Annotated in this window: 9 protein-coding genes; all 9 read left to right on the top strand. The window is 67.0% G+C overall.

Annotation, left to right across the window (positions count from 1 at the left end; genetic code table 11):
- Positions 1–207: 207 nt before the first annotated feature.
- The 9 genes from AC5Y5O_RS27505 to AC5Y5O_RS27545 all read left to right on the top strand — a co-directional run bounded on the left by AC5Y5O_RS27505 (position 208) and on the right by AC5Y5O_RS27545 (position 12,663).
- On the top strand, positions 208–600 hold the full coding sequence (locus AC5Y5O_RS27505; protein WP_096287780.1) for a BlaI/MecI/CopY family transcriptional regulator: 393 nt from the start codon (positions 208–210) through the stop codon (positions 598–600).
- 38 nt (positions 601–638) lie between these two features.
- Positions 639–1,589: a M56 family metallopeptidase gene (locus AC5Y5O_RS27510; RefSeq protein WP_096287778.1), complete on the top strand. Its 951-nt coding sequence runs from the start codon at positions 639–641 to the stop codon at positions 1,587–1,589.
- A gap of 101 nt (positions 1,590–1,690) precedes the next feature.
- On the top strand, positions 1,691–3,169 hold the full coding sequence (gene gnd / locus AC5Y5O_RS27515) for an NADP-dependent phosphogluconate dehydrogenase (protein WP_423790898.1): 1,479 nt from the start codon (positions 1,691–1,693) through the stop codon (positions 3,167–3,169).
- A 26-nt stretch (positions 3,170–3,195) separates the two neighbouring features.
- A complete protein-coding gene (locus tag AC5Y5O_RS27520) occupies positions 3,196–4,632 on the top strand; it encodes a GuaB1 family IMP dehydrogenase-related protein (RefSeq protein WP_500028241.1) in 1,437 nt (478 codons plus the stop codon).
- Between the two features lie 142 nt (positions 4,633–4,774).
- Positions 4,775–6,142 carry a hemolysin family protein gene (locus AC5Y5O_RS27525; RefSeq protein WP_096287776.1) on the top strand — a complete coding sequence of 456 codons (1,368 nt, stop codon included), beginning with the start codon at positions 4,775–4,777 and terminating at the stop codon, positions 6,140–6,142.
- Positions 6,139–7,179, top strand: coding sequence for a hemolysin family protein (locus AC5Y5O_RS27530; RefSeq protein WP_096287774.1), 1,041 nt, complete (start codon positions 6,139–6,141; stop codon positions 7,177–7,179). Before AC5Y5O_RS27525 ends, AC5Y5O_RS27530 begins: the two co-directional genes overlap by 4 nt.
- Positions 7,180–7,403: 224 nt before the next feature.
- Complete coding sequence (locus AC5Y5O_RS27535) at positions 7,404–9,590, top strand: malate synthase G (protein WP_096287772.1); 2,187 nt, start codon at positions 7,404–7,406, stop codon at positions 9,588–9,590.
- A 53-nt stretch (positions 9,591–9,643) separates the two neighbouring features.
- Positions 9,644–11,740, top strand: coding sequence for a substrate-binding domain-containing protein (locus AC5Y5O_RS27540; RefSeq protein ID WP_500028243.1), 2,097 nt, complete (start codon positions 9,644–9,646; stop codon positions 11,738–11,740).
- 50 nt (positions 11,741–11,790) lie between these two features.
- Positions 11,791–12,663 carry a haloalkane dehalogenase gene (locus AC5Y5O_RS27545; protein WP_096287768.1) on the top strand — a complete coding sequence of 291 codons (873 nt, stop codon included), beginning with the start codon at positions 11,791–11,793 and terminating at the stop codon, positions 12,661–12,663.
- Position 12,664 lies beyond the last annotated feature (1 nt).

The following is a 12,664-nucleotide window of genomic DNA, read 5'->3' on the forward strand; positions in this document are numbered from 1 at the left end:
GCCCTCAGGACACTCCGGCGGTCTGTTGCGCTCGACCTCCTTGAGTATAGGCAAGGCTGCCCTAACTTTGCAAGAGGTAGGCTGTAAACCGTGCCGGCCGGGTACACGTGTAGCCGTGGTCGCATAACGAATAGCCCGGCCGTCTTTACGACCGCCGGTAGTAAGCCGGAGTACGCTTGTTTCAACGCTGATGGAGATGAACGAACTATGGCCAAGCTGACACGGCTAGGGGACCTGGAACGCGCAGTGATGGACCACCTGTGGTCCACGCCCGAACCGCAGACGGTCCGTCAGGTGCATGAAGCCCTGTCCGCGCGCCGCGACCTCGCCTACACCACGGTGATGACCGTGCTGCAGCGGCTGGCCAAGAAGAACCTGGTCTCCCAGATCCGTGATGACCGGGCGCATCGCTACGCACCCGTGCACGGCCGTGACGAACTGGTCGCCGGGCTGATGGTGGATGCCCTGTCGCAGGCCGAAGACCCGGGCGGCAGGCAGGCCGCGCTCGTGCATTTTGTCGAGCGCGTCGGCGCTGATGAGGCCGAAGCGCTGCGCCGTGCCCTTGCCGAACTGGAAGCAAATCAACGCAATACGCCATGAGCTGGCGCTAGACCGGCGGCCTGAGGGACACTAGTGATGTGTCCGCGATGGCCTTCACCTTCCTCGCGGTGCTGCTGATTGGCCCAACGCCAGCCCTGTTAGCGCGCGCGTCCTGGCCACTGCGCGCCCCGCGTGCGGCGATGGTGCTGTGGCAGGCCATCGCCGTGGCCGCCGTGCTCTCCACGTTCAGCGCCGGTATCGCGATTGCCACCCGCATTCTGATGCCGGGCCCCGACGGCCGTCCCACGGCCAGCGTCGTCGGCGCCGCGGGGCGGCTCGGTTGGCCCCTGTGGACGGCCTACATCGCGGCCTTCGCGCTGACCGTGCTGGTCGGTGTGCGTCTGGTGGTGGCCGTCCTACGGGTCGCCATCGCCAACCGGCGCCGGCGGGCGCACCACCGAATGCTGGTCGACCTGGTGGGGGTCGGGCACGACGCGGCCCTTTCCCAACCCTGTGCCCGCACCCGCGACCTGCGCGTGCTGGAGGTGGACGAACCGCTGGCCTACTGCTTACCGGGCGTCCGCAGCCGGGTCGTCGTCAGCGAAGGAACACTCACCAAGCTCAACAACGACGAAGTCTCGGCCATTTTGACCCATGAGCGGGCGCATCTGCGTGCCCGGCACGACCTGGTGCTCGAAGCGTTCACCGCGGTGCATGCCGCGTTCCCGCGGCTGGTCCGCAGTTCCAATGCGCTGGGCGCGGTGCAGCTGCTGGTCGAGCTGCTCGCCGACGACGCCGCGGTGCGTGCGGCCGGGCGCACTCCCCTGGCCCGCGCACTGGTGGCCTGCGCAGCCGGGCGGGCGCCGTCGGGGGCGCTGGCCGCTGGTGGTCCCAGCACCGTGGTGCGGGTCCGCCGGTTGTCCGGGCGGGGCAACAGCGTGGTGCTTTCGGCGGCCGCGTACCTGGCCGCGGCGGCCGTTCTGGTGGTGCCCACCATCGCACTCGCGGTGCCCTGGCTCACCGAGCTCAAGCGACTGTTCAACCTCTAGCGCAGCCCACAGCGAATCCCTTTGGCGGACCGCAACTCCGCTGTGCCACAGTGTGACGGAAACCGTGTAGCAAAAAGTTCTCCAACCTGAGAGGCGAAGACATGAGTGCCTTGGACTCCAAGGATTCGAAGACTGGTACCGCGCAGATCGGCGTCACCGGGCTGGCGGTCATGGGCTCGAATCTCGCCCGCAACTTCGCCCACCACGGCTACACCGTGGCGCTGCACAACCGATCGATCGCCAAGACCGACGCACTGCTCGCCGAGCACGGCGACGAGGGCAAGTTCGTGCGCTCGGAGACGATCGAAGAGTTCCTGGACGCGCTCGAGAAGCCGCGTCGGGTGATCATCATGGTCAAGGCCGGCGACCCGACCGACGCGGTGATCAACGAGCTCGCCGACGCCATGGAAGAAGGCGACATCATCATCGACGGCGGCAACGCCCTCTACACCGACACCATCCGCCGGGAGAAGGCGATCCGCGAACGCGGGCTGCACTTCGTCGGCGCCGGCATCTCCGGCGGTGAAGAAGGCGCGCTCAACGGGCCGTCGATCATGCCCGGCGGGCCGGCCGAGTCATACAAGTCGCTGGGCCCGCTGCTCGAGGAGATCTCCGCGCACGTGGACGGCGTGCCGTGCTGCACTCACATCGGACCCGACGGCGCCGGGCACTTCGTGAAGATGGTGCACAACGGCATCGAGTACTCCGACATGCAGTTGATCGGCGAGGCCTACCAGCTGCTGCGCGACGGACTGGGCAAGTCCGCACCCGAGATCGCCGACGTCTTCGCCGAGTGGAACTCCGGCGACCTGGACAGCTATCTCATCGAGATCACCGCCGAGGTGCTCAAACAGACCGATGCCAAGACCGGCAAGCCGCTGGTGGATCTGATCCTGGACGAGGCCGAACAGAAGGGCACCGGTCGCTGGACGGTGAAGTCCGCGCTTGACCTCGGCGTGCCGGTCACCGGTATCGCCGAGGCGGTCTTCGCCAGGGCACTGTCGGGTTCGGTGGCCCAGCGCAAGGCCACCACCGGACTGGCCTCCGGGGATCTGGGACGGCGAATCAGCCCGGAAGGTGAAGACGCAACGCAATTCACAGAAGACGTACGTCGCGCGCTGTACGCCTCGAAGATCATCGCCTACGCCCAGGGCTTCAACCAGATCCAGGCCGGCAGCATCGAGTACGACTGGAACATCACCCCCGGCGACATGGCCACCATCTGGCGAGGCGGCTGCATCATCCGGGCCAAATTTCTCAACCGCATCAAAGAAGCCTTCGACGAGAACGCCGACCTGCCGTCGCTGATCGTCGCGCCCTACTTCCGCGAAGCCATCGAGGCTTCAATCGACAGCTGGCGCCGCGTCGTGGTGACCGCCACGCAGCTGGGCATTCCGATCCCCGGGTTCGCCTCGGCGCTGTCGTATTACGACGCCCTGCGCACCGAGCGGCTGCCCGCCGCCCTGACCCAGGGCCTGCGTGACTTCTTCGGCGCCCACACCTACGGGCGCATCGACGACGACCCGGACAAGCGCTTCCACACGCTGTGGAGCGGCGACCGCACCGAAGTGCCGGCGTAGCGGAGACATACCAGGGGGCGAGTGCGATGAAGTATCTGAACGGCGACCGGCCCGGCTACGACCTGACCTATAACGACGTGTTCATCGTGCCGAACCGATCCGATATCGCGTCGCGGTTCGATGTCGACCTGTCCAGCAGTGACGGCTCCGGCACCACGATCCCGGTGGTCGTCGCGAACATGACGGCGGTGGCCGGGCGGCGGATGGCCGAAACGGTCGCGCGGCGCGGGGGCATCGTGATCCTGCCGCAGGATCTTCCGATCACGGCGGTTCAGCGGACCGTGGAGTTCGTGAAGAGCCGGGACCTGGTGCTCGACACCCCGGTCGTGCTGTCCCCCGACGATTCGGTGTCCGATGCGCTCGCGCTGATCCACAAGCGGGCGCACGGCGCCGCGGTGGTGCTCTTCGAGGGCCGCCCCATCGGCCTGGTCACCGAGGCGTCCTGCTTCGGCGTGGATCGTTTCGCCCGGGTGCGCGACGTTGCGGTGTCCGACTTCGTCAGCGCCCCGCTGGGCACCGAGCCGCGCAAGATTTTCGACCTGCTGGATCACGCGCCGATCGAGGTCGCCGTCATCACCGCCGCGGACGGCAAACTCGCGGGGATCCTGACTCGTACGGGGGCGGTGCGTGCCGGTCTCTATACCCCCAGTACCGACGCCGTGGGCCGGCTGCGCGTCGGCGCGGCGGTCGGCATCAGCGGTGACGTGGGAGCCAAAGCCCGTTCGCTGGCCGAAGCCGGCGTCGACATGCTCGTCATCGACACCGCGCACGGGCACCAGCACCGGATGCTTGACGCGATCAGCTGCGTGGCGTCGCTGGACCTGGGCCTGCCGCTGGCGGCCGGCAACGTCGTGTCCGCGGAGGGCACTCGTGACCTGCTGAGCGCCGGAGCCGGCATCGTCAAGGTCGGCGTCGGGCCCGGCGCGATGTGCACCACCCGGATGATGACCGGTGTCGGGCGCCCGCAGTTCTCTGCCGTCCTCGAATGTGCCACTGCTGCAAGGGAACTCGGCGGACATGTGTGGGCCGACGGCGGGATACGGCATCCGCGTGACGTCGCGCTGGCGCTGGTCGCGGGAGCGTCGAACGTCATGATCGGGTCGTGGTTCGCCGGCACCTACGAGTCGCCCGGCGACCTGATGCGCGACCGTGACAACCAGCCGTACAAGGAGAGCTACGGCATGGCGTCCAAGCGCGCGGTGGTGGCGCGCAACGCCGCGGACAGCGCGTTCGACCGTGCCCGCAAAGCGTTGTTCGAGGAAGGCATTTCGCGGTCGAGGATGAGCCTGGACCCCGACCGTGGCGGCGTCGAGGACCTGATCGACCACATCACCTCGGGCCTGCGCAGCACCTGCACCTATGTCGGTGCCACGAACCTGGCGGAGCTGCATGAGCAAGCCGTCGTCGGGGTTCAGTCGGCCGCGGGCTTCGCCGAGGGCCACCCGCTGCCGCTGGGGTGGTAATCGGGCCAGCTGTCTTCGCTACCATGTGAATTTCTAGATCTGCACGCCCGTAGCAGCGTGCTGCGAGGCATCAAGCGAAAGGGATGACGTGCCGCAGGCACCCGTCGAACCCCCATGCTGACCCAGGTGCGATAGCTCAGACATGAACCTCACCATCGTCATCAGCGTGCTCGCCATCGCGCTGCTCATCTTCGGCAACGCGGTCTTCGTGGCGGCCGAATTCTCGCTGACCGCGCTGGACCGCGCCACGGTCGACGCCAACGCCCGCAAGGGCGGTCGGCGCGACCGCTACATTCAGCGCGCCCAGGACCGGCTGTCTTTCCAGCTCTCGGGTGCCCAGCTCGGCATTTCGATCACCACGCTGGTGACCGGTTATTTGACCGATCCGATGGTCGCCGACCTGCCGCACCCGTGGTTGGACGCCCTCGGCGTTTCGGATCAGCTGGCCGACGGCATCACCGCATTCATGGTGATGGTGATCGTGACCTCGGTGTCGATGGTCTTCGGCGAGCTGGTCCCGAAGTATCTGGCAGTGGCTCGGCCGCTGTCGACCGGGCGCGCCGTCGCCGGTTTCCAGCTGATGTTCTCGCTGCTGTTCACTCCGGTGATCCGGCTTACCAACGGCGCGGCGAACTGGATCGTCCGCAAGATGGGTATCGAGCCGGCCGAAGAACTGCGGTCGGCGCGCTCACCGCAGGAATTGCTCTCGCTGGTGCGTAGCTCGGCTCGCGCCGGGGCCCTGGATCCCGCCACCGCCGCGCTGGTCCGGCGGTCGCTGCAGTTCGGCGCCCGGACTGCCGAGGAGCTGATGACGCCGCGGTCGAAGATCGTGGCGCTACAGACCGACGACACCGTCCGGGACCTGATTGCCACCGCGGCCGAATCCGGGTTCTCCCGCTTCCCCATCGTCGACGGCGATCTCGACGAAACCGTGGGCATCGTGCACGTCAAGCAAGTGTTCAATGTCCCGCCCGCCGAGCGCGCCTCGACGCTGCTGACCACGCTCGTGCAGACAGTGCCGGTGGTGCCGTCGACCCTGGACGGTGACGCGGTGATGGCCGAGATCCGGGCCAACCCGCTGCAGACCGCGATGGTCGTCGACGAATACGGCGGCACCGCGGGGATCGTGACGGTCGAGGACCTGATCGAAGAGATCGTCGGCGACGTGCGCGACGAACACGACGACGCCACACCGGATGTCGTGGCCGCCGGCAACGGCTGGCAGGTTTCGGGTTTGCTGCGCACCGACGAGGTGGCCGCCGCCACCGGGTACCGGGCTCCGGATGGTCCGTACGAAACGATCGGCGGCCTGGTGCTGCGCCAACTCGGCCACATCCCGGTGGTCGGCGAGACCGTCGAGCTGACCGCGCTCGACGGGGATGGCTTGTTGGACAGCGAAATCCGCTGGCAGGCGACCGTGATCCGGATGGATGGCCGGCGGATTGACCAGGTCGTGCTGACCGAGCTGAGCAGCCGCAGCGAAACACACGCCGAGCAGGGCCGGCGATGAACGACACGCTCGGAGTGCTGGTGGCGCTCCTGCTGATCGCCACCAACGCGTTCTTCGTCGGCGCGGAGTTCTCGCTGATCTCGGCCCGGCGCGACCGGCTGGAAGCGCTGGCCGAACAGGGCAAGAAGCGGGCGGTAACGGTGATCCGCGCCAGTGAGCAACTGGCCTCGATGCTGGCGGGATCGCAGCTGGGCGTCACGGTGGCCTCGCTGCTGCTTGGCCGCATCGGTGAGTCAGCGGTCGCCAACCTGCTGCATTCGGCTTTCGGGTTGACCGGGATTCCCCTGGCGTTGCGACACACGTTGTCGTTCGTGATCGCGCTCGCGCTGGTGGTGACACTGCACGTGCTGTTGGGCGAGATGGTGCCGAAGAACATCGCACTGGCCGGCCCGGAGCGCACCGCGATGCTGCTGGTGCCGCCGTATCTCGCTTACGTACGCGTCGCCCGGCCGTTCATCGTCTTCTACAACAAATGCGCCAACGCGGTCCTGCATCTGCTGCGCGTGGAACCCAAGGATGAGCTCGACATCACGGTGTCCCCGGACGAGCTGAGCGCGATGATCGCCGAATCGGTGTCCGAAGGCCTGCTGGACCCCGAGGAGCACACCCGGCTGACCCGGGCACTGCAGATCGGCAGTCGCGTGGTGGGCGACGTGGCCGTCCCGCTCGAGGAGGTCCGGGCGGTGCCGGTCGCGGCGCCGGGGTCCGGGCCGACGGTCGGCGACGTCGAAAGTGCCCTGGCGGAGACCGGCTACTCCCGCTTCCCGGTTGCGGCCGCCGACGGCAGATTCATCGGGTACCTGCACATCAAAGACATGTTGCCACTGGGCGATGACCCGCAGACGGTCATCGACCTCTCGCTGGTGCGCCCGCTACCGCGGGTGAGCATCACGTTGCCGCTGGCCGATGCCCTGTCGCGGATGCGTCGCACCAACAGCCATCTGGCGCTGGTGACCGACGGCCGCGGCGTCGTGGCCATGGTGGCGATGGAGGACCTGATGGAGGACCTGGTCGGCAGCATGCGCGAGGCGCACTGAAGCCGCCGCCCACCAAAGGGGGTCCCGTCCAGCCCGTATGATTGAACGGCGCCAGTCCAAGAAGGGGCGAGGGCGGGGTGCGGCGGGAACACGCGTTGCCAGAAGGCGCTCCCCAGGGCCCGTCGGGAAGCCTACGGCGAAGCCCGTCAACCGCACCGTGACCTAGCTAGTTGGGGCCAGTCGGGAGTCGAGTGGGACCAATGAGGCAACTATGGAGGAGAAAAATGACTGACCGCGTGTCGGCGGGGAATTTGCGCGTCGCCCGAGTGCTCTACGACTTCGTGAACAACGAGGCGCTGCCCGGCACCGACATCGACCCCGACAGCTTCTGGGCCGGCGTCGACAAGGTGGTCACCGATCTCACCCCGCAGAACCAGAGTTTGCTGAATACCCGCGACGAACTCCAGGCGCAGATCGACAAGTGGCACCGGCAGCGCGTCATCGAACCGCTCGACGCCGAGGCCTACCGCCAGTTCCTCACCGACATCGGATACCTGCAGCCCGAACCCGACGACTTCACGATCACCACGTCCGGGGTGGACGACGAAATCACCACGACCGCCGGCCCGCAGCTGGTGGTGCCGGTGCTCAACGCGCGTTTCGCGCTGAACGCGGCCAACGCGCGCTGGGGCTCCCTGTATGACGCCCTGTACGGCACCGACGTCATCCCGGAGAGCGACGGCGCCGAAAAAGGCAGCAGCTACAACAGGATTCGCGGCGACAAGGTGATCGCCTACGCCCGCAATTTCCTCGACCAGGCGGCGCCGCTGGCGTCGGGCTCGTGGGTGGACGCCACCGGCCTGAGCATCGAAGACGGCCAGCTGAAGATCGCGCTCGGTGCGCAGGCCACCGAGCTGGCCGACCCGGAGAAATTCGTCGGGTACAGCGGCGAGCTCGGCTCCCCCAATTGGTCGGTGCTGCTGGTCAATCACGGGCTGCACATCGAAATCCTGATCGACCCCGAGTCTCCGATCGGTCAGACCGACGCGGCCGGCATCAAGGACGTGGTCCTGGAATCGGCCATCACCACGATCATGGACTTCGAGGACTCGGTGGCCGCCGTCGACGCCGACGACAAGGTGCTGGGCTACCGCAATTGGCTCGGCCTGAACAAGGGCGACCTGTCCGAAGAGGTCAGCAAGGACGGCAAGAGCTTCACCCGCGTGCTCAACGCCGACCGCACCTACGCCACCCCGGACGGCGGCGAGCTGACCCTGCCCGGGCGCAGCCTGCTGTTCGTCCGCAACGTCGGGCACTTGATGACCAACGACGCGATTATCGACGCCGAGGGTAACGAGGTGTTCGAGGGCATCATGGATGCGCTGTTCACCGGTCTGACCGCGATCCATGGCCTCAAGACCGGCGACACCAACGGCCCGTTGACCAACAGCCGCACCGGTTCGATCTACATCGTCAAGCCGAAGATGCACGGCCCCGCCGAGGTGGCGTTCACCTGCGAGCTATTCAGCCGGGTCGAGGACGTGCTGGGCCTGCCGCAGGGCACGATGAAGGTCGGCATCATGGACGAGGAACGCCGCACCACCGTCAACCTCAAGGCCTGCATCAAAGCGGCCGCCGACCGGGTGGTGTTCATCAACACCGGCTTCCTGGACCGCACCGGCGACGAGATCCACACCTCGATGGAGGCCGGTCCGATGATCCGCAAGGGTGCGATGAAGAACACCACCTGGATCAAGGCCTACGAGGACGCCAACGTCGACATCGGGCTGGCCGCCGGATTCTCCGGCAAGGCCCAGATCGGCAAGGGCATGTGGGCGATGACCGAGCTGATGGCCGACATGGTCGAGCAGAAGATCGCCCAGCCGAAGGCGGGCGCCACCACCGCGTGGGTGCCTTCGCCGACGGCGGCCACTCTGCACGCGATGCACTACCACCAGGTGGACGTGTTCGCCGTGCAGAAGGAGCTCGAGGGCAAGAAGCGCACGACGATCGACGAGTTGCTGACCATCCCGCTGGCCAAGGAACTGGCCTGGGCACCCGAGGAGATCCGCGAGGAAGTCGACAACAACTGCCAGTCGATCCTGGGCTACGTGGTGCGCTGGGTCGACGAGGGCGTCGGCTGCTCGAAGGTGCCCGACATCCACGACGTGGCCCTGATGGAGGACCGCGCCACGCTGCGGATCTCCAGCCAGCTGCTGGCGAACTGGCTGCGCCACGGCATCATTACCAGCGAAGACGTCCGCGCCAGCCTGGAGCGGATGGCCCCGCTGGTCGACCAGCAGAACGCCGGCGACGCCGCCTACCACCCGATGGCGCCCAACTTCGACGACAGCATCGCGTTCTTGGCCGCCCAGGAACTGATCCTGTCCGGTGCGCAACAGCCCAGCGGCTACACCGAGCCGATCCTGCATCGGCGACGGCGTGAGCTCAAAGCCCGCGCCGGTGCCTGATTCGGGCTCACCGGGACAGATGACGATTCGACGGAGAGGCAGCGGTCGCCGCAATGGGTAGGCACAGCATGCCCGGGAAGTCGGCCGACGAGCCTTCCGACGAGTCCACGACCAAGTTCACCGCCCGTGACCTGGTGTCTCGCTACCAAGAGGAACGGGACAAGCCGGGCCCACGGAACTCCGGCGAGGACGAGGACGACTACGACTACCCGGACGACGACGCCGACCGGGACGAGCACGGCGAAGCGCACTTCGCGGACGACGAGAACTACCAAGACGACGACCAAGCCGACGAGGATTTCCCCGCCGACAAAGATCACTACGCCGCCGATCGCATCGACGACGAATATCCTGAGTTCCCTTCTCGGCCAGCCAGTGCCGGGCCGGAGGAACCGAAGCAGGGCCGCGTCCTGGGCGATTGGCGTGGCGGGCACCGCAGCGCCGGCGGGCGACGGGGAGTCAGCATCGGCGTGATCGTGGCCCTGGTCGCGGTGATCGTGGTGGTCGGCACCGTCATCCTGTGGAGTTTCTTCGGCGACGCGTTGTCGCATCGCTCGCACAACGCGGCCGCACGGTGCGTGGGAGGCAAGGAAAACGTTGCCGTCGTTGTCGATCCATCGATCGTCGACCAGGTGCGGCCGTTCGCGGAAAGCTACAACTCCTCGGCCGGCCCGGTCGGTGACCACTGCATGGTGGTGGAGGTCAAACCGGCCGGCTCCGACGCCGTCATCGCCGGCTTCATCGGCAAGTGGCCGGCGGATTTGGGTTCCCAACCGGCACTGTGGATCCCGGGCAGTTCGGTGTCGGCCGCCCGGCTAGCCGCGGCCGCTGGCCAGAAGACGATCAGCGACAGCCGCTCGCTGGTGACGTCTCCGGTGCTGCTAGCCGTTCGGCCCGAACTGCAGCAGGCGCTGTCCAACCAGAACTGGGCCGCCCTGCCCGGCCTGCAGACAAATCCAAACGCGTTGGCGGGACTGAAGTTACCGGCGTGGGGATCGTTGCGACTGGCGTTGCCGACGAGTGGCAACAGCGACGCGTCCTATCTGGCGGGTGAAGCAGTGGCTGCGGCGTCGGCACCTCCCGGCGCACCGCCCACGCAGGGCACGGCCGCCGTGCGCTCGTTGACGAGCGCCCAACCCAAATTGGCCGACAACTCGCTCACCGAGGCGATGAACGCACTGCTGAAGCAGGGTGACCCGGCTACCGCTCCGGTGCATGCCGTCATCACCACCGAGCAGCAGCTGTTCCAGCGCGGCGAATCGCTGTCGGACGCCAAGAACACATTGGCTTCCTGGCTGCCGCAGGGGCCGGCGCCGGTCGCCGACTATCCCACGGTGCTGCTCAGCGGCTCGTGGCTGTCGAAGGAACAGACCTCGGCGGCCAGCGAGTTCGCCCACTTCATGCGCAAGCCCGTTCAACTCGCGAAGCTGGCCAAGGCCGGCTTCCGCGTGAACGGCGTGAAACCGCCGAGCAGTCCGGTGACCAGTTTCGCCGCACTGCCTGCCACCCTGTCGGTGGGCGACGACACCATGCGCGCCACGCTGGCCGATGCGATGGCCGCACCGACGAGCGGGCTGGCGGCGACGATCATGCTGGACCAGTCGATGCCCGGCGACGAAGGCGGAAAAACCCGGCTGGCCAACGTGATCGCGGCGCTGCAGGACCGGATCAAAGCGCTACCACCGACGGCGATACTGGGACTGTGGACGTTCGACGGCCACGAGGGCCGCTCGGAGGTCGCGACGGGACCGCTGTCCGACCCGGTCAACGGCCAGCCCCGCCCGGCGGCGTTGGCGGCGGCGCTGGACAAGCAATATTCCTCGGCCGGCGGGGCGGTGTCATTCACCACGCTGCGCATGCTCTACCAGGATATGCAGACCAACTACCGAGCTGGACAATCGAATTCGATTCTGCTGATCACGGCGGGGCCGCATACCGACCAGTCCCTCGACGGGCCGGGACTGCAGAATTTCATCCGCACCAGCGCTGACCCGGCCAAGCCGATCGCCGTCAACGTCATCGACTTCGGTGCGGACCCGGACCGCGCCACTTGGGAAGCGGTCGCCCAGCTCAGCGGTGGCAGCTATCAGAACATGGCGACGTCGGCCTCCCCCGACCTGACCAACGCGATCGGCACATTCCTGAGCTGACGCCCTATCGCGGGCCTACCATCGTGAACATCGATGGAGCAGGGAGGGTCATGGAGCAGGAGTTCAAACCGGATTTCACCCCGGATCCACGGCTGTATCCTTTCGAGTCGCGCTGGTTCGACAGCTCGCGGGGCCGCATTCACTACGTCGACGAAGGAACCGGCCCGCCGCTGCTGCTGTGTCACGGTAACCCGACGTGGAGTTTCCTTTACCGTGACATCATCACGGCTCTTCGTGGCCAATTCCGTTGCATCGCACCGGACTATCTGGGGTTCGGGCTGTCGGATCGCCCGGCCGGATTCGGGTATAAGGTCGATCAGCATGCCCAGGTGATCGGCGAGTTCGTGGACCATCTGGGACTGGACGGCTATCTGACGATGGGTCAGGACTGGGGCGGACCGATCAGCATGGCGGTCGCGGTCCAGCGCGCCGAGCGGGTGCGCGGTGTCGTGCTGGGCAACACCTGGTTCTGGCCGGTCGACGTGCTGACGACCAAGATCTTCTCGCGTGTGATGTCCAGCCCCCCACTGCAAAAAGCGATCCTGCAGCGCAACTTCTTCGTCGAGCGGTTGATCCCCGCGGGCACGGCGCAACGGCCCGCAACCGCGGTGATGGACCACTACCGCGGCGTGCAGCCCAGCCCGGCCGCACGCTTGGGGGTGGCCGAGATGCCCAAAGAATTGTTGGCCGCCCACCCGCTGCTGGAACGGTTGAGCCGCGAGGTCCCGGCCAAGCTCGGCGCCAAGCCGACCCTGCTGCTGTGGGGCATGAAAGACTTCGCGTTCCGGCCTGGTCCGACCATTCCGAGGATGCGGGCGACGTTCCCCGATCACATGCTGGTGGAGCTGCCCACAGCCAAGCACTTCATCCAGGAGGATGCGCCCGACGAGATCGCCTCGGCAATCATCAAATGCTTCGGCTGAA

Source organism: Mycobacterium sp. NGS40 (assembly GCF_059812735.1).